The sequence below is a fragment of the Maricaulis sp. genome, from assembly GCF_048270095.1.
Taxonomy (GTDB): domain Bacteria; phylum Pseudomonadota; class Alphaproteobacteria; order Caulobacterales; family Maricaulaceae; genus Maricaulis.
Genome location: NZ_JBLWTL010000004.1, coordinates 42,726 through 61,538, shown reverse-complemented (window position 1 = coordinate 61,538; position 18,813 = coordinate 42,726). Strand labels below are relative to the sequence as shown.

General features: G+C 63.2%; 13 protein-coding genes. 8 read left to right on the top strand and 5 right to left on the bottom strand.

Features of this window, described 5'->3' with window-relative positions; genetic code table 11:
• The first annotated feature begins 126 nt into the window (after window positions 1-126).
• The 6 genes from ACN0YJ_RS03980 (at window position 127) to ACN0YJ_RS03955 (ending at window position 5,496) form a co-directional block, all read left to right on the top strand.
• Window positions 127-735 (top strand): TetR/AcrR family transcriptional regulator, encoded by a 609-nt coding sequence (locus ACN0YJ_RS03980; RefSeq protein WP_417489067.1) that lies wholly within the window; start codon window positions 127-129, stop codon window positions 733-735.
• On the top strand, window positions 732-1,547 hold the full coding sequence (locus tag ACN0YJ_RS03975) for an enoyl-CoA hydratase/isomerase family protein (RefSeq protein ID WP_417489066.1): 816 nt from the start codon (window positions 732-734) through the stop codon (window positions 1,545-1,547). The genes ACN0YJ_RS03980 and ACN0YJ_RS03975 overlap by 4 nt, the downstream gene beginning before the upstream one ends.
• Window positions 1,544-3,046 carry a class I adenylate-forming enzyme family protein gene (locus ACN0YJ_RS03970; RefSeq protein WP_417489065.1) on the top strand — a complete coding sequence of 501 codons (1,503 nt, stop codon included), beginning with the start codon at window positions 1,544-1,546 and terminating at the stop codon, window positions 3,044-3,046. The genes ACN0YJ_RS03975 and ACN0YJ_RS03970 overlap by 4 nt, the downstream gene beginning before the upstream one ends.
• Window positions 3,043-3,414, top strand: coding sequence for a MaoC/PaaZ C-terminal domain-containing protein (locus tag ACN0YJ_RS03965; RefSeq protein WP_417489064.1), 372 nt, complete (start codon window positions 3,043-3,045; stop codon window positions 3,412-3,414). The genes ACN0YJ_RS03970 and ACN0YJ_RS03965 overlap by 4 nt, the downstream gene beginning before the upstream one ends.
• The gene (locus ACN0YJ_RS03960) at window positions 3,411-3,803 is read left to right on the top strand and encodes a phosphate acetyltransferase (RefSeq protein ID WP_417495412.1); all 393 of its coding nucleotides are present in this window, start codon (window positions 3,411-3,413) and stop codon (window positions 3,801-3,803) included. Before ACN0YJ_RS03965 ends, ACN0YJ_RS03960 begins: the two co-directional genes overlap by 4 nt.
• Before the next feature lie 67 nt (window positions 3,804-3,870).
• Window positions 3,871-5,496 (top strand): phytoene desaturase family protein, encoded by a 1,626-nt coding sequence (locus ACN0YJ_RS03955; RefSeq protein WP_417495411.1) that lies wholly within the window; start codon window positions 3,871-3,873, stop codon window positions 5,494-5,496.
• A 7-nt stretch (window positions 5,497-5,503) separates the two neighbouring features.
• On the opposite strand, the gene ppa is transcribed toward ACN0YJ_RS03955, so the two are convergent.
• From ppa to ACN0YJ_RS03940, 3 genes are all read right to left on the bottom strand, one after another.
• The gene (ppa, locus tag ACN0YJ_RS03950; RefSeq protein WP_339740277.1) at window positions 5,504-6,040 is read right to left on the bottom strand and encodes an inorganic diphosphatase; all 537 of its coding nucleotides are present in this window, start codon (window positions 6,038-6,040) and stop codon (window positions 5,504-5,506) included.
• 92 nt (window positions 6,041-6,132) lie between these two features.
• Window positions 6,133-10,662: a glutamate synthase large subunit gene (gene gltB / locus ACN0YJ_RS03945; RefSeq protein ID WP_417495410.1), complete on the bottom strand. Its 4,530-nt coding sequence runs from the start codon at window positions 10,660-10,662 to the stop codon at window positions 6,133-6,135.
• The gene (locus ACN0YJ_RS03940) at window positions 10,659-12,101 is read right to left on the bottom strand and encodes an NAD(P)-dependent oxidoreductase (protein ID WP_417495409.1); all 1,443 of its coding nucleotides are present in this window, start codon (window positions 12,099-12,101) and stop codon (window positions 10,659-10,661) included. The genes gltB and ACN0YJ_RS03940 overlap by 4 nt, the downstream gene beginning before the upstream one ends.
• A gap of 328 nt (window positions 12,102-12,429) precedes the next feature.
• Here ACN0YJ_RS03940 and ACN0YJ_RS03935 point away from each other — a divergent pair, with 328 nt between their 5' ends.
• Entirely contained in the window at window positions 12,430-14,934 is a 2,505-nt protein-coding gene (locus ACN0YJ_RS03935) for a zinc-dependent metalloprotease (RefSeq protein ID WP_417495408.1), read from the top strand.
• Window positions 14,935-14,939: 5 nt separating this feature from the next.
• On the top strand, window positions 14,940-15,992 hold the full coding sequence (locus ACN0YJ_RS03930) for a WD40/YVTN/BNR-like repeat-containing protein (protein ID WP_417495407.1): 1,053 nt from the start codon (window positions 14,940-14,942) through the stop codon (window positions 15,990-15,992).
• A gap of 46 nt (window positions 15,993-16,038) precedes the next feature.
• Here the strand turns inward: ACN0YJ_RS03930 and ACN0YJ_RS03925 are convergent, their stop codons facing one another.
• Window positions 16,039-16,731, bottom strand: a complete 693-nt coding sequence (locus ACN0YJ_RS03925; RefSeq protein WP_417478521.1) for a TorF family putative porin — start codon at window positions 16,729-16,731, stop codon at window positions 16,039-16,041.
• Window positions 16,732-16,966: 235 nt separating this feature from the next.
• Complete coding sequence (locus ACN0YJ_RS03920; RefSeq protein WP_417495406.1) at window positions 16,967-18,316, bottom strand: ammonium transporter; 1,350 nt, start codon at window positions 18,314-18,316, stop codon at window positions 16,967-16,969.
• Between the last annotated feature and the right edge of the window lie 497 nt (window positions 18,317-18,813).

Here is an 18,813-nt window from a genome sequence, read left to right as displayed (position 1 = left end):
CGTCTCCGCGCCCTGGGCGCCATCTGATCTGATGTTGAGCACTGTGCCGATCTCTCCCGGATGCATCACACGCCGTGGCTTTCATGCCATATTGCGTTACCGGCAATTTTGTGAAAACTGAATCATATGTCAACTTCACTTTCTTCGACCTCCCCGAAAAGTCCGAAAACCGCGCGCGGCCAGCGGACACGAAATCGTCTGCTTGATGCGGCGGAGGAATCCTTCGGCGAGAACGGATTTCACTCGAGCTCGATCGGCGATATCACCCGCCGCGCCGCGGTCGCCCTGGGCACGTTTTACGTCTATTTCGATTCAAAAGACGAGATATTCCGGGCACTTGTCGCCCATATGGGAGAGATGACCCGGAGCTGGATCGCGGAGCGCGTGAAGGGGGCAACCGACCGGCTCGATGCCGAGCACAAGGGGCTGGTTGCCTATATCGAATTCGCGCGTGCCCACCCCAATCTCTACCGCATCATCGAAGAGGCACAATTCGTCGCCCCTGATGCATACAAGGCACACTATGACAGTTTCGCCGACCGCTACCGGCGCAATCTGGAAGACGCGGCCGAGCGCGGCGAGATCAGTGATGGCAATCAGGAAACCCGCGCCTGGGCCCTGATCGGGATGAGTGTGTTTCTCGGCTTGCGCTTCGGCATTTGGGAGCCGGAACGCAGTGCCGACGAGATCGCCCGCGAAGCTTCCGACCTGATCTCCAGGGGGCTCGCGCCGTGACCCTGGTCCCTGCCTCATCCGAGATTCTGGTGAGCCGCGCCGACGATGTTGTACGGCTCACCCTCAACCGGCCCGGCCGCGGCAACAGCCTGACACCGGGCCTGCTCGACACATTGAGCCAGGCCCTGGACGACACGGCGGGCACAGCACGGGCCGTGGTTTTGTCCGGGACCGGCCCCTGCTTCTCCAGCGGCGGCGATGTTGCGGCGATCCGCGGACACGATACCAGCGCTGAAGACCTGCACGCCTATAGCGATGCCCTCGTCGGCGGGCTCAACCGTGTCCTGCTGCAATTGCGCGCCCTGCCCTGTCCCGTGATCGCCGCGGTCAATGGGCCGGTGACCGGCGGATCGCTCGGATTGATGCTGGCGGCCGATCTGTCGCTGATGGCTCGGACGGCTTTCATCCAGCCGTATTACGCGAAGATGGGCTTTGCACCCGACGGCGGCTGGACGGCCCTGCTGCCCGATCGAATTGGCCGGGCCCGCACCGCGCACTGGCTGGCGCTCGACCAGCGTGTGAGCGCGGACCAGGCGCTGGAAATGGGTCTGATTGACCAGCTCGCCGAGCCCGAAAACTTCGAGCAGGCCCTGACAGACATGCTGACCCGGCTGGAACCGCATGATGCCAGCGTGATTGTGACGAGCCGCCGCCTGCTTGATGCCCAGGCGGGCCCCGACGGGCTGGCCGACCGGCTCGATGCCGAACGCCGGGCGTTTCTGATACAGGTTGCGCGCCCGGAGACGCGCGCCCGGATGGACCATTTTCTCCGCGTCTCACCGAAATCCGCCGCAGTGGAGGTTCACCCGTGAATTCGCTGCTCGACATCACCGCCCGCCGCGCCGCTATCGAACCGGAGGCCATCGCCTTCCACGTCGTCGAGACCGGCGAACAGATCGATTACCGCACGCTCGAGCGGCGCAGCGCCTGCGCCGCCAGCCTGCTGCAGGCGTGTGGAATCTCGTCCGGTGACCGGGTGGCGATTCTGTGCCGCAACCGTGTCGAGTTTTTCGAAATCCTCTTCGCCTGCGCCAAGCTGGGGGCTATTCTGGTGCCACTGAACTGGCGCATGCCGGCGAGCGAACTCATCCAGCTGCTCGGGGATTGCACGCCGGCCCTGATGATCACCGGCGCGGAAGATCGCGACGCGGCGCTTGCTGCGTCAGAGCCGATGGCGATGCCGGTTCTCGATCTTGACCATGACTATACCCGCTTGCGCGAGGCCGCCCGCCCGCACCCGGGCCGTAGCAGCTGGCCGAGCCAGGAATGCTGGTATCTGATCTATACATCCGGCACGACCGGCACGCCGAAGGGCGTGATCCAGACCTTTGGCATGGCGCTGGTCAATTCGATCAATATCGGCCAGGCGATCGGTCTGCGCGGCACGGATTCCACGCTCAATTTCCTGCCGCTCTTCCATACCGCAGGCATTAATCTGCACACCCTGCCCGTGCTGTTTGGCGGTGGTACAGTTCATATCCTGCCCGGCTTTGAGGCCGGGCCGATGCTCGAACTGATCAATGCGGGTGCGCTGGACGTCTTCATCGGCGTCCCGGCGGTCTATCGCGAGCTGACCCTGCACCCCGATTTCGCCCGGACAGATCTGACCCGGCTGCGCCACTGGTCCTGTGGCGGCGCGCCCCTGCCGGACATACTGGTCGAGACCTTCGCCGCGCGCGGCGCCATCGTCTGCAATGGCTTCGGCATGACCGAGACCGGCCCGACCGCCTTTCTCGTCGATGAGGCGCATGCGCTCGAAAAAATCGGTTCGGTCGGCAAGACCCAGATCCTCGTCGATGCCCGCATTGCCGGCCCTGATGGCGAAGTTCTGGCGGCCGGCGAAACCGGCGAAATCCAGTTCCACGGCCCGGGGCTGACGCCGGGCTATTGGCAACGCCCGCAGGAGACCGCCGAGCTCTTCACCGCCGATGGCTGGCTCAAGAGCGGCGATCTCGGGCGCTTCGACGCGGATGGCTATTGCTTCGTCGCCGGGCGCATCAAGGAGATGTATATTTCCGGCGGCGAAAATGTGTATCCGGCTGAAGTCGAGAATGCGCTTGCCGATCACCCGGCCGTCCAGGAAGCTTCAGTGGCTGGCGTGCCCGACGAAAAATGGGGTGAGGTCGGCTGCGCCCATATCATCCTGCGCCAGGGGGAGGGCCAGGATGCCGAAGCCCTGACCGGCTGGTGCCGCGAGCGCCTCGCTGCCTACAAGGTGCCACGCCATTTTCTGTTCGCAGACGAATTCCCGCGTACCGCCGCCGGCAAGGTCCAGAAGCATCTATTGCCGCAGCCGGGACATAGCGAATGAACCGGACCGCCTCACTCGAGCGCAGTTTTTCGCAAGCCGATTTCGATGCCTTCGCGCACGTCTCCGGCGATGACAATCCGATCCATGTCGATCCGGAATTCTCCGCCCGCACCCGCTTTGGCCAGACCGTCGCCCATGGCGCGCTCCTCTGCGCCGTACTGCGCGGCCTCGTCGAGGAGCTGGTGCCCGGCGGCCGGCAGATCCGGCAGGCGACCCGGTATTGTGCCCCTTCACCGGTCGATCAACCGCTCCGCTTCGATGCGGAAATGATCGCCGAAAGCGGCTCGGCGGCAAAGATCCGCCTCCAGGTAATGCGCTTGACGGACGGGGTCATCACCTGCAGCGGCGAAACCGAGGTCGAGGCATGACTGACACCGCAAGACAGCCCCTGGTGACCGGCCAGTCAGCGCAAGTCACCCGCACATTCAGCCCGGCCGATATTGTGGCGCTGCACGCCGTTGCCGGCACCCCCCTGAGTGGGGATGCCGTGCCGGAAGCCCTGATCAATGGTCTGTTCTCATCCCTGCTCGGCGTCGACCTGCCCGGCCAGGGCACAAATTATCTCAAGCAGGAAACAGAATTCCTGCTGACCGCGCCGATCGGCGAAGCGCTGACCGCGCGCGTGGAAATCACCCGCCTGCGCCCGGAGAAACACCTGGTCGACCTTGCCACCACATGTCACTCATCCTGTGGTGTGCTGATCGCACGTGGCCGCGCCCTGGTGCTGGCAAGCGATGTCGCCGGAGCGTTTGCCTGAGGGTTTGCCTGAGCCACAACCTGCGATCTGCATTTACCTTTCCGGTTTCATGTGGAAACTGCCGGCCATGGCAGCTCTGCGCAAATCGGCCTCACGCCCTACTCCTGGCCAGGACATCATCATCGTCGGAGGCGGCCATAACGGGCTCGTCTGCGCCGCCTATCTCGCCAGGGCCGGCCTGAAGGTCACGGTACTCGAACGCCGGCATGTCCTGGGCGGCGCCGCCGTCACCGAGGAATTCCATCCCGGCTTCCGAAATTCCGTCGCCGCCTACACGGTGTCGCTGCTCAATCCCAAAGTCATCGCCGATCTCGACCTGCACCGCCATGGTCTGGAAATCATCGAGCGCAAGCTCGGCAATTTCCTGCCGCGCGAGGACGGCTATCTACTGGCAGGTGAAGGGGTGACCCAACAGCAGGTTTCCAGGTACTCCACGCGTGATGCACAGCAATTGGACGCGTATGCAGCGCGACTCGAAACGATTGCCGACACGCTGCGCGCCATGGTGCTGGAAACTCCGCCAAATTTGCGCGAGGGCGGCTGGGCCGGCGCCATGCCGGAAGTATTCAAGGCGCTTAATCTGAGCGGAAAACTCGGCAGTCTCGACCTGACCGCCAAACGCGATCTGCTTGATTTGTTTTCGAAATCCGCCGGCGACTGGCTCGATGGCTGGTTCGAGAGCGAGCCGATCAAGGCGCTGTTCGGCTTCGACAGCATTGTCGGCAATTATGCCAGCCCCTACACGCCAGGCAGCGCCTATGTCCTGCTCCACCACTTGTTCGGTGATGTGAACGGCAAAAAAGGCGTTTGGGGTCATGCGGTTGGCGGAATGGGAGCGATCACCCAGGCGATGGCGTCATGCTGCCGGGAACGCGGTGTCGAGCTCAGAACCGAGGCCCCGGTGAAGGAAATCCTCACCGACGGCCATACCGCCCAGGGCGTGCTGCTGGAGTCCGGCGAAGTGCTCTACGCCCGCGCCATTGTCTCCAACCTCAACCCGAAACTCCTGTTCGGATCCATGATTGATCCCACTGTTTTACCAACAGATTTCAACGAGCGCATCGCCCATTACAAATGCGGCTCGGGCACATTCCGGATGAATGTCGCGCTGTCTGAACTGCCCAGTTTCACCTGCCTGCCCGGCCCCGGCGATCATCTCTCGGCCGGGATTATCATGGCGCCCTCCCTGGACTATATGGACCGCGCCTGGAGCGATGCACGCCGCGAGGGCTGGTCACGCGAACCCATCATCGAAATGCTGATCCCCTCAACCCAGGACAACACACTCGCCCCGCCGGGACAACATGTCGCGAGCCTGTTCTGCCAACACGTCGCGCCGGTCCTGCCCGGCGGCCGCAGCTGGGATGATCACCGCGAGGAAGTCGCTGATCTGATGATCGAAACGGTCGATAAATGGGCGCCCGGCTTCAAGACATCAGTGCTCGGCCGCCAGGCCCTCTCGCCGCTCGATCTGGAGCGGATCTTCGGCCTGACCGGCGGCGATATTTTCCACGGCGCGCTGAGCCTGGACCAGCTCTTCTCAGCGCGCCCGGTGCTGGGCCATGCCGATCATCGCAGCCCGATCGCCGGGCTGTATCAATGCGGATCGGGGACGCATCCGGGCGGCGGGGTTACCGGCGCGCCCGGACATAATGCGGCGCGTGAAATCCTCAAGGATTTCAAACGGGGTTGAGCGGCCGTCAGGCCTTGCCCGTCTTCTCACGCTCAATCGCTTCCAGGATAAGTTCGCGGGCCCGCGCGGCATCGCCCCAGCCCTCGACCTTGACCCATTTATGGGGCTCGAGATCCTTGTAGTGCTCGAAGAAATGAGTAATGCGCATGATGAGCGGCTTCTGCACGTCGGAATAGTCAAGGATATCGTCGTAGAACGGCGTCAGCTTGTGATGTGGTGCGCACAGTATTTTCTCGTCCATGCCGCTTTCGTCTTCCATCAGCAACACACCGATCGGACGGGCCCGAACGACGCAACCCGGCATCAGGGTCGTCTGCCCCAGCACCATAACGTCAATCGGATCACCATCTTCCGACAGGGTGTGCGGCATGAAGCCGTAATTGCACGGATAGCTCATTGGCGTGTGCAGGAAACGATCGACGAAGACAGTGCCGGCCTCCTTGTCCATCTCGTATTTGACGGGCTGACCGCCAACCGGGACTTCGATGATGACATTGATGTCTTCAGGCGGGTTCACACCCGCGGCAATTTTGTCGATCCGCATAGTCGTGCTCCTGGCGCGAGATTTTGCGACCTCTTACGCTGATAAGGCCCGCGATCCAATCCCGTGCTGCACCGCAACACGCCCCTTGGGCATCAGGCGACGCTCGACGCTGGCAGGCCCGGCTCGACCACCGTCTCACGCCGTACGGCTTCCTCGCCGCGAATATGGACAAAATGACCGCGCTCGACATCCCAATCGGCGAGCAGCCGCTGCGCCCGTGCCGAACCCGTCTGCTGCGCGTGTTGCTCGATGAGTTCGCGACACCGCACTGCAGATTCTGTCGTCAGGCCCAAGGCTACAACCGTATCGGTATTGAGCCGCGCATCGAGACGGCGCTCGGGGTCATGGACGAAGACATCGCCGCCCGTCATCCCGGCGGCGAAATTATCGCCCACCGGCCCGATAATGACAGCAGTCCCGCCGGTCATGTATTCACAGCCATTCGCGCCGCAGCCCTCGATCACGGTCACGGCCCCGGAATTGCGGACCGCAAAGCGCTGCCCGGCCAGACCAGCCGCATACAAATACCCGGACGTCGCGCCGTAAAGACACGTATTGCCAATGATGGCACTGCCCGTCGTCTGTTCGCGCGAACCACCGAATGGGCGCACCAGGATCGTCGCTCCGGACAGCCCCTTGCCGACATAGTCATTGGCGTCGCCATCAAGCTCGATGCGCAGGCCAGCGGTCGCAAAAGCGCCCAGTGACTGACCCGCCGATCCTCGCAGCTTCAGTGTCAGATAGTCATCGGCCAGACCGGCGCCGCCAAACACGCGAATGATTTCCGATGAGGTTCGCGTCCCCACCGCGCGATCGGTATTCTTGACCGCATAGTCGAGCTGCATCTTCTCGGCGCGGGCAAAAACCGGTGCGGCATCCTTGATGATCTGCTCATCCAGGCTGGGCGCCACCGGATTGCGTTGCTCACGGGTCGAACGGGCAGGGCGTTCCGCCGCATCGGCCCGGGCCATGATGGCACTGAGATCAAGGTCGTCGAGTGCTTCGGAACCGCGTGAGACCTGGTCGAGCAGATCGGTACGGCCGATCACATCCTCCAGATCCTTCGCCCCGAGGCCGGCGAGAATTTCGCGCACATCCTGGGCCAGGAAAGTCATCAGATTGACGACATAGTCCGGTGCGCCGCCAAAGCGCAGCCGCAGATCATCATCCTGGGTACAGATGCCGACCGGGCAGGTGTTGGAGTGGCATTGCCGGACCATCAGACAGCCCAGTGCCAACAAGGATGCGGTACCGATGCCGAATTCCTCGGCCCCGAGCATCGCGGCGATGACAATATCGCGGCCTGATCGCATGCCACCGTCGGCGCGCAGCGTGATGCGTTCACGCAGCCCGTTCAGCGACAGCATTTGATGCGCCTCGGCCAGGCCGAGTTCGAGTGGGCCCCCGGCGAACTTGATCGAGCTCAGCGAAGCGGCACCAGTGCCGCCGACACTGCCAGAGATATTGATGATATCGGCATTGGCCTTGGCGACGCCGGCCGCGACCGCGCCGACCCCGGCAGAGGCGACCAGCTTGACGCCGACCCGGGCGAGCGGATTGATCTGTTTGAGGTCGTAGATGAGCTGGGCGAGATCCTCGATTGAGTAGATATCATGATGCGGCGGCGGCGATATCAGCGAGACGCCCGGCGTGGCGAGGCGCATCTTCGCGATGAAGTCGGTGACCTTGAAACCCGGCAATTGCCCGCCCTCGCCGGGCTTTGCACCCTGGGCAACCTTGATCTCGATCTCGCGGCACTGATTGAGATACTCCGCCGTGACACCAAAGCGCCCGGAGGCGATTTGCTTGACAGCGGAGTTCATGTTGTCGCCATTGGGCAGCGGCTTGTAGCGGCGCGGATCCTCACCGCCTTCACCGGACACCGATTTGGCGCCGATCCGGTTCATCGCCACATTCAGCGCGCCATGCGCTTCCGGCGACAGCGCGCCGAGCGACATGCCCGGCGTCACGAAACGGCGGCGAATGCCATTGATCGACTCGACGCTATCAACCGCGAGGGCCGGCCCCAGCGGACGCATGTCGAGCAGATCGCGCAACTGGATTGCGCCTTGCGCGTCGAGCGCCTTTCGATAGCGCTTCCAGGCGGCCGCATCATTGTGTTTGACGGCGGATTGCAGCTCGGTGATCGAGCTGGCGGTCATGGCATGCCGGTCGCCGCTCGACCTTTGGCGAAAGAATCCACCGATCGGAAGGCGGGCATCGCCGCGCCAGGCGGTGCGGTGCAGATCGACCGTGCGGGCTTCCAGGCCTGGCAGACCGAGACCGGAAATACGGCTCACAACGCCGGGCAGATAGGCTTCGACCAGCGCGCGCGACAGGCCGAGAACCTCGAAATTGCAGCCGCCGCGATAGGAGGAGATGATCGATATCCCCATTTTGGAGATGATCTTCAGCAAGCCGCCATCGAGTGCCAGCTTCAACCGTCGGGCGCGGCTACGTGCAACACTGTCCTCGCCAGCATGATCGCGGCCAGCCGTCACGGTCTCGAAGGCCAGATAGGGATTGACCGTTGTGGCACCGAGGCCAATCAGCACTGCGGCATAGTGCGGATCAAAACATTCGGCCGAGCGGACATTGATCGAACAGGCATTGCGCAGGCCGTGGCGGGTCAAGCGCGAATGGACAGCGCCGGCGACCAGGATCATCGGCAAGGCGCAGTGATTTTCATCAGAATTGTGATCGGTGAGCACAAGATGGGCCGCGCCATCGCGCACGGCATAGACCGCCGCCTCGATCACCTTGTCGATCGCCGCGCCGAGCGCATGGCCATCGCCCGTCGCCTCGGCGACCGGCAGCAGACAATCAATCTCCTTCACGCCTCCGCCCATCATCTCGCGCCAGCGCCAATAGGCGCCATTGGTCAGAATCGGGCTTTCGAGCACCAGGACATTGGCGCGGGTTTCGCCCTTGGCGAGGATATTGCCGAGATTGCGGAACCGGGTCTTGAGCCCCATCACCCGGCCTTCGCGCAAAGGATCGATCGGCGGATTGGTCACTTGCGCGAAGGTTTGCCGGAAGAAGTGTGACAGCGGCCGGTAGGTTTCTGACAGCACGGCCAGAGGCGTGTCGTCGCCCATCGAGCCGACTGCTTCCTTGCCATCATCAGCCATGGCAGCGAGGACAAGCTCGATCGCCTCGAAGCTGAAGCCCGCAGCGGCCTGACGTCGCAAACGTTCATCAGCATTGAATTTGACGGGTTCCGGTCCCAGCCCGATGGCCGGTTCGATATCCTCGACCTCGCCAAGCCAACGTTGATAGGGGTGGGTCTCGCTGAGCGTGTCCAGGATTTCGTGCTCGCGGTAGAACCGGCCTTCCTGAAGGTCGAGCGCGATCAGGCGGCCGGGCGTGATGCCGCCGCGCTCAATCACGCGCTCCGGCGCGATGGGCGCCATGCCGGTCTCGGACCCCGCGACGAGAAGTCCGTCATCGGTGATCGCATAGCGCATCGGCCGCAGGCCATTGCGGTCGAGACCGGCAATCGCCCAACGCCCGTCAAAGGCGGCGATGGCGGCCGGGCCATCCCAGGGCTCCATCACCGAATTGAAATACTCATACATCGCGCTCCAGCCATCGGGCATGACGTCGGAGCGTTTCGACCAGGCCTCGGGAATGAGCAGGGTCTTGGTCATCGGCGCATTGCGGCCGGCGCGGACCAGGATTTCAAACACCTGGTCGAGGGCTGCAGAATCCGAGGCGCCGGGCTGGATCACCGGCGTCACATCCTGGCGGGCGTCCTCGAACGCCGTGTCAGCGATGTGAATTTCGTGGCTTTTCATCCAGTTGGTATTGCCACGGATCGTATTGATCTCGCCATTATGCGCCAGCATGCGGAACGGTTGCGCCAGCCGCCATTCCGGAAATGTATTGGTCGAATAGCGCTGGTGGAAAATCGCGAAGGGCGACACGAAGCGCTCATCCTTCAGATCGAGATAGAAGGCATCGATATCCTCGGCGCGGAACAGGCCCTTGTAGATAATGTCATGCGGCGAGAGCGAACAGATATACAGCTCGCGCAGGTTCTCCTCGCGGGCACGGCGCTCGATGCGGCGGCGAATGATGTAGAGCGTATGCGCGACGGTCGCGGCATCGCGTCCCCTGGGATCGCGGAACAGGACTTGCTCAATCTCGGGAAGGGTCGAGCGTGCCTTGGTGCCGAGCACGGCGGTATTGGTCGGCGTCTGGCGCCAGCCGTAAAAGCTGAATCCCTGGCCGAGGATTTCCGCCTCGATAATGGCGCGCGCCCGTTCGCGGGCAGCAAAATCGGTCCGCGGCAGGAAGATCATGCCAACAATGACATCGCCGCGTTGCGGCTCATGACCGGTGCGCGCGACGGCAGCCTTGAAGAAATCCTGTGGGACACCGACACGCAGGCCGGCACCATCACCGGTGCGGCCATCGGCATCGACAGCACCGCGATGCCAGACCGATTTGAGGGCGTGGATCGCCAGTTCGACGATCTCGCGCCTCGGCTGGCCCTTCATGTCGGCGATCAGGCCAACGCCGCAAGCATCACGCTCGTCTTCCGGACGGTAGAGACCGGAGGTTTCAAGCAGCTCCAGCCCCTTGCGGTGCCGGGCTTCAGACCAGTTTAAGTGTGTCATTCGGCGGCTCCGAGCACGGCAAGTCGATTGTCGAGATAGTTTTCAATCGAGCGAGCCGCGTCGAGCCCGTCGCGGATGGCCCAGACGACCAGCGAGGCACCGCGCTGGATATCGCCGGCCACGAAAACACCGTTGAGGCTGGTCATGCTGGAATCGGGATCGGATTCGATCGTGCCCCACTCGGTCAGGTTCAACTCCGGCGCCTCGAACTGCTCGCTCAAATTCTCAGGTTGAAAGCCCAGCGCGGAAATCACCATATCCGCAGGCAGATCAACGGTCTTGCCGGCATCGACCTCCGGCGTCCGGCGTCCAGACGCATCGGACGCTCCCAGCCGCATCCGCTGGACGCGGACACCGGTCACATCCGCCCCTTGGCTCAGAACCGCGAGCGGCGCTGAAAGCCATTCAAACACAACCCCCTCTTCTTCGGCATGACGCACTTCGCGTGCCGAGCCGGGCATGTTGGCGCGGTCGCGTCGATAGAGACAGGTGACCGAGCGGGCGCGCTGACGGATCGCGGTACGGACGCAATCCATCGCGGTGTCACCGCCACCAATCACGATGACATCCTTGCCCTCGGCCGACAGGCGCTCGTCGGTCGCCTTCGGATCGCCCAGCCCGTCCCGATTGGAGCGGATCAGATAATCCAGCGCCTGGACAATTTCATCGCCGGCGCCGGGACAGACGAGCTGGCGCGCCGCGTAAACCCCGGTCGCGATCAGAACGGCGTCATGCTGCGAACGCAGCCCGGCAAGCGAGGCATCGCGCCCGATCTCGAAATTCAGCTTGAACACCACACCGCCAGCCTCCAGCCGGTCGAGGCGGCGCTGCACGACATGTTTGTCGAGCTTGAAACCGGGGATGCCATACATCAACAGACCGCCGGCCCGATCTGCACGCTCATAGACCGTAACCTCGCAGCCGGCCTCGCGCAGACGTTCGGCCGCGGCCAGCCCGGCGGGGCCGGAACCAATCACACCAACGCTCTGGCCACGCGGTGCGCCCGGCACGATCGGAGTGACCCAGCCCTCATCCCAGGCCGTGTCGGTGATGAATTGTTCGACAGCGCCGATCGTCACCGCGCCATGGCCGGACTTCTCGACGACACAACTGCCTTCGCACAAGCGGTCCTGGGGACAAATTCGCCCGCAGATTTCCGGCATGGTCGAGGTGGCGGCCGAGGCCTCATAAGCCTCCTGCATCCGGCCGGTCCCGGCCAGCATCAGCCAATCGGGAATATTGTTCTGCAGGGGGCAACCGGTCTGGCAAAACGGTACGCCGCACTGCGAGCAGCGCGACGCTTGCTCCGCGACTTTGGAAATCTCAACGGGCTGATAGATTTCAAGAAAATCGGTGCGACGTTCGGATTCCGCACGTTTCCCCGGATAGGCCTGATCGATATCGACAAATCGCAGCAATGGATGACCTCGCAACCTCATACCTTTTCCGCAGTGCAGCACACTCTTGATCGTCGCTCAAGAGCCAGCTGGCGACCGGATTGGGTAAATTTTTTCACTTGATAGGGTGATTATAGCATTTTCTGATGAAGGTGGCAAAAACACGGATAAATATTGGGATGTTTTGCCACGATTTCTGGCTCAGGAATTTTGCTGCATCGCAATAGATTCTATCCCTCCATTGGCGCCGTTGATCGGGACATCAACCTCGATCAATGTGCCGAGGACCCAGCCGGGCATGGCTGAGGTGACAGGCCATTGCGGGCGGGTTAGCGTCTGCCCAAACAGGATCAGCGGAGTGGGCTACATCATGACAAGTTTGCGCAAACTGGCGGCCAGTCTGGCGGTTTTGATCACGGCAGCCGGCGCCCCGGCTTTCTCCCAGGACGAGGCGCTCAGCTATTCGGAATCAATCGCCGGCCTGTCACAAGCCTCCGGCCTTTTCACCCTTCATGTCGATCATGGTGACGGACGGATCCTTGCGGAATTGACGCCCCAGGACGACGGCTCACTCGGTCGCATGATTTACACTGCCTGGCTCGCCTCCGGCCTTGGCTCAAACCCGGTCGGTCTGGATCGCGGTCTCGGCACACAGTCGGAAATCCTGCGCTTCTTCCGGGTCAATGACCGCGTCTTCGCCGAATTCGAGAATAATCGCTATCGCGCGCTCGGTGCCGAGGCTGACGAACGGCAGGCGACGGAACAATCCTTCGCCCGCTCCATCGTCTGGAGCGGGGAGATTGTCGCGGAACAGGACGGCCGCGTCCTGGTTGACCTGGCCGGGTTTCTCACCCGCGACCCGGTCGGGACCATTGGCCAGCTCGCCGCCGCGGAACAGGGCAGTTTCGCGATTGATGCAGACCGTAGCGCGGCGCTGACCGATAGCGTTCGCGCCTTCCCGCTGAATGTCGAAATCGACGCCCTGCTGACCTTGAGCTCGAGCGATCCTGGATCTGAAGTCCGCGCCGTCACGCCGGCCGCCGACTCGGTGACGCTGACCGTGCATCACTCCTTCGCGGCCCTGCCCGAACCCGGCTACGAGATCCGTGAGGCCGATGACCGGTCCGGGGCGATCACGACCGAGATTTACGACATGGCCGCACCGCTTGATGCGCCCGTGCGCCGTTACCTCGCCGTGCGCCACCGTCTGGAACGTGTCGATCCATCCGCGGCTTCCGGTCCGGTGGTTGAACCGATCGTCTATTATGTCGACCGCGGCACGCCGCCACTGATCCGTGAAGCCCTGATCGAGGGCGCAAACTGGTGGTCCGACGCCTTTGCCGCCGCCGGTTTCGAGGATGCCTTCCGGGTCGAACTCCTGCCCGAGGGCGCTGACCCGCTCGATCTGCGCTACAACATCATCCAATGGGTCCACCGCCAGACACGCGGCTGGTCCTATGGCGGCGCCGTGACCGATCCGCGCACCGGTGAGATCCTCAAGGGCCATGTCATTCTGGGCAGCCAGCGCATCCGCCAGGACCGGATCATATTCGAAGGCCTTTTGGGTGCGGACCAGACCGGCAGTGGCAGTGCCGGCGACCCGCTCGAACTCGCCCTCGCCCGCATCCGCCAGCTTTCCGCCCATGAAGTCGGGCATACGATTGGCCTGATGCATAATTTTGCCGCCAGCGCCAATGAGCGCGCCTCGGTGATGGATTATCCAGTGCCGCTCATCACGCTCGATGCCAATGGCAATATCGATGTCAGCGACGCCTATTCCCGGGGCATTGCTGCGTGGGATCGCGCTGCGATCAGCTGGCTCTACGCCCAATATACCGACGCGGCCACCGAGGCCGAGGCACAAGAGGCGATCCTCGCCGCGGCCCGCGCCGATGGCCTGCTCTTCATCTCCGACCGCCACGCGCGCGGCAATGATTCCGGCCATCCGCTGGCCAATCTCTGGGATAATGGCAGCGACCCGATCCAGACGCTCGACGACATCATGGCCGTTCGGGCCACGGCGCTGTCCAATTTCGGGCCGCAAGCCCTCGCCCCCGGCCTGCCCACGAGCGAATTGCGAGCCGTTTTCTCGCCGATCTATCTGTATCACCGCTACCAGGTCGAGGCGGCGGCCAAGACTTTGGGCGGGGTGTATTTCGAGTACGCGCTGAATGGTTCCGGAGTTGAAGGCCTCCGCCCCGCACCGGCTGCGGACCAGCGCCGGGCCCTGACCGCACTGACCGCCACGCTCGATCCGGCCGGGCTCGATATCAGTGACACCACCCTGTCGCAACTGACCCCGTCGCCCTATGTCGATTATGACGCGGCAGCGACGCGCGAGATGTTCGCCTCCTCGCAATACCCGGCCTTCAGTCGCAGCGATGCGGCGGCGGCAGCGGCCCGCATCACGCTTCAGGCGATGCTATCGCCCGCCCGCCTCGCGCGGATCGGCGAGCAAAGCGCCCGCGACCCCGATCAGCTCGCGCCGAGCGAGGTTCTTGAAACGCTGGAACGCGCCATTTTCACCGCGCCGCGCGATGAGCCTGCCCGCCTGGTCCCGCTGCGCAGCGTGATCCAGGGCGAATATGTTGCCCAATTGCTGGTTGTGACCGCGAGTGGACCCCGCGCGGCATCAAACCAGGCGAGAGCCCGGCTTGAAGCGCTGGCCGCCGCCTTGCCCAGCGGCCGGGCCACCGCCGCCGGCCCGCGCGCAGATCGCCTCGGTCTGGCGCGGCAAATCGAGGCCGGGCTGGCCCGTATCGATCGCGGTGAAGAGCTCGGCGGTTTCGAAACCGAAATCCCGCCCGGTAGCCCGATCGGGGCTGCGACCTGCTGGCATTGCGACAGCGCCGACATTCTCGGCCTGGGCCAGTGAAGCGGTTGGGCACAGCCACTCTGGCGGCCGGCCTAATCGCGCTCGGCGCCTGTCAGCCGGCGCCGCGGAATGCGGTGATCGGGATTGACTGGACGATGCAGGAGAGCGGCGTACACAGCAGTCTGCGCGGGCTTGCTGTCGTTGACGCCGATATCGCCTGGATCGGTGCACCCGATGGGGTCATCCTGCGCACGGTGGACGGCGGCGAGACCTGGACCCAAAGCCGCGTTGAGGCCGCGGCCGGGCTGGATTTTCGCTCAGCCCACGGCTTCAACGCCAATCATGCGCTGTTCTTTACGGCTGGTAGTCCGGCGCGCCTGTTCGAGACCCGCGATGGCGGTGCCTCCTTCACCCTGTTGTATGAAGACGGCTCCGATGCCGCATTCTTCGACGGGCTGGCGTTCTGGGACAACAGGCGAGGTATTGCCTTCTCCGACCCGGTCGATGGCGTTTTTCACATACTGCTGACCGAGGATGGCGGCCAGAGCTGGGCCGCTGCGCGCAACCTGCCGGTACCGCTCGATGGGGAGGCCGGATTTGCCGCCTCCGATACAAGCCTTGCACTGGATGAGGCGGGTCGCGTCTGGATTGGCACGGGTGGCGGGGCGCGCGCCCGCATCCTGTCGAGCCTGGATTTCGGTGCCAGCTGGGGCGTCGTCAACGCCCCGCTCGCCAGCGGGCAGGCCGGTGCCGGAATATTCTCGATTGCTGCGGCAGGAAACACGCTGGTTGCCGTCGGCGGAGATTATACCCGCGCAGATGCACGCGACGGTGTCGCAGCCTACTCGCTCGATGGCGGCCGCATCTGGTTCGAACCCGAAGTGCCACCGGCAGGCTATCGGTCGGCTGTTGCGTCCATGCCGGGTGCGGGGGGGCATTTTCTGGCCGTGGGGCCGAATGGGAGCGATCTGAGCCGCGATGGCGGGCGTGTCTGGGAAGCGATGCCAGAGGCGGGCTATAATGCCATCGCCTTTGCCCCTGGGACCCCGACCGGCTGGGCCATCGGCACGGACGGCAAGATCGCCCGACTGACCATCCGACGCGATAGCCAAGAGTAACAGGACGGCCCGAGGGGAGAGCCGCGGGCCGTCCTGCCGCCTTCAGCTAGCCGCCGAAGGATTGGGAGATGGTGAAGACGAAGCTGTCATCGCCATCATCGGACAGGGCGTGATAGCGCGCGTCCCAGCCGAGCGTTTCGAACACGGTTCCGGAGACGCCGACTTGATAGTCCTCGTAATCGGCTGCGGGAACGTCGTCGAACGAGCTCGCTCCGATCCGGGCATCGATGGCGATACCGGCGGCAAATTCATAGGCGAGACCGGTTTCGATATAGAGCGCCGGACCGCTTTCGAGATAGAAGTCTGGCGACCAGGAGAGCTTTGCATCCCAGGCCAGGGGGCCAAGCGCATGGCCGACACCGGCGTAAAATTCCCAGAAATTCTGGTCGCCACCGGCACTGGGACTGTCGGGATAGCCGTAGAAGATTCCGCCGACATCAAGATCCCAGCTACCGAGGGTCGTGGCATAACCACCATAGAGGTCGAGCTCCATCGTGGTGTCATCACCGAAATCGACACTGGAACCCCAGACACCGGCATAGAGGCCGCTGTCGTCAGCCACATCGAAGCCGCCGGAAATGGCCGGGCCGCCATCGGTCTGGGTGACACCACGGAAGATGTAGTCGGATGTCAGGGCGACATTGCCCTCGATGGTTTGCGCCGAGGCTGTGGCGGCGGCGGCCGAGCCCAACAAGGCCGCGAGGGCCAGGCCTGCGAATTTTGCGTTGGCAGTTTTCATGACAATACTCCTCAAGGGTTTTCTGTGCTGGCTCACGGTCGCTTCTGCTGCGGCCGCGATCTGGGTATCTCCGGTGCGCGCAGGGCGATCGGAGGCGATTTCAGGTTTGGTCCGGCCGATGGTCGGGATCGCCTGATTGGAAGATCTCGTCTGGCGAGTGTGCGGGCGGTTTCGGTCCCGGGTTCGCGAGGCGCGACCGGCACTGCACGAGTGCCGGACACGCTCGCCACACCCGTTATTGCGCCGGGACCGGATCCTTTCCCTCGGGCGATGAGAAGATGCTGCCCGCGGCATGCCCGAGCTCGGACAGATCGCCACCGACAATCTCTTCGTCCGGCGAGAGGCGGATTCCGACTGTCATTTTCAGGATCAACCAGACTGCGAAGCTGGCGGTGAAGACGAAGGCGCCAATTGCTCCAACCCCGACAGCCTGGCCATAGAAGCTGGCATCGCTATTGGTCAGCGGCACGGCCATCGTGCCCCAGATACCGGCGAACAAGTGGACCGGGATGGCACCGACGACATCGTCGATCCGGACCGCTTCCAGCAATTTGGCACCGAAGGTCGCGATGACGGCACCGACCGCGCCGATCAGGATGGCATCCATGATGGTCGGCGTGAGCGGCTCGGCCGTAATCGAGACCAGACCGGCCAGGGCCCCGTTGAGGCAATAGGCGAGATTGGCCTTGCCGCGCCCCAGGATGAGCGACAGCACATAGGCCGTCACGACGCCGCCGGCGGCAGCCATATTCGTGTTTGCGAAGACCTGGGAGATAGCGACGGCATCGGCGGCCGAGCCCAGGGCGAGTTGGGAGGCCCCGTTAAAGCCGAACCAGCCGAACCAGAGCAGGAATGTGCCCAGGGTTGCCAGCGGCAGGGAGGAGGGCTGCATCGGACTGGCATTGGGTCCGAAACGTCCTGAGCGCGCACCGAGCAGGATGGCCCCGGCCAGGGCAGCCCAGCCACCGGTCGAGTGAACGAGTGTGGAGCCTGCAAAATCGGAGAAGCCGAATTGGGCATCAAGCCAGCCGCCACCCCATTCCCAGGAACCCTGGATCGGGTAGATCGCGGCCGTCAGCACCACGACAAACAGGAAGAAAGGTCCGATCTTGACGCGCTCGGCAACAGCGCCCGACACGATGGAGGCTGTTGTGGCGACGAAGACCATCTGGAAGAACCAGTCAGAGGCCGAGGCATAGCCGGTCGACAGATCGATCTCGGCGTCACCGGTCAATTCCGACGGGCTCCAGATGCCCGGCATGCCGAAATAGGCCGTCTCGCCGCCATACATGACCTGGTAGCCGACGAGATAGAACATCACCCCGGCAATGGCGTAGAGGGCAATATTCTTGAGGCAGATCGCGGCGGCATGCTTGGTGCGGACGAACCCGACCTCAAGCATGGCAAATCCGGCCGCCATCAACATCACGAGAAAGCCGCCAATCAGGAATAGAAGGGTGTTGAAGACAAAAGCGGTCTCCTCGCTGACTTCGGCCGCGACCGGCGCTGTGAAGGCCAGCCCCGCCCCGATTGCAGCGCAGGCAATAGCGCCCATCGCTCCGTATTTCATTTTGGTGCCACGCATGGCGATCCCCCTGTCCAGGTCTGAAATTCCCGATCGGCGTGACGGATTCACGCCCCTGATCGGCCTGCCCCATGGCAGAACAAAAATTTCTCTTGGATCTCGGGTCGTCTGGGCCCTTGCAGGCCCGGCCCTGGCGTTCGCCAGACATCTACCCATGATCCGCACTGCCGGGTGGCAGCGACGGATCCCATGTGTGCGATCTGTGGTCGGGTGCGTTGATGCACCTCTTGATATCGACAGGCTAGAACAGGAAATATTGCGGTGCAACATTTTTCTGCGAACAACAGCGAAACGCCACATTGCCACCAACGAATGATGCCTAAGGGCGAAAACAAGCAAAAATCTTCTGCAAATCAGGAAAGGACTGGCGTCGGCCGCCGCCAGCAGTTCAATCCACAGAGTCGCGACAAAAAGGATGCCGCCCGGAAATTGCTGCAGTCGCACAAAAGAAGATCAAGCTGATTCTGAAGATTCACTGACAGCGCCCAACAAGCGCC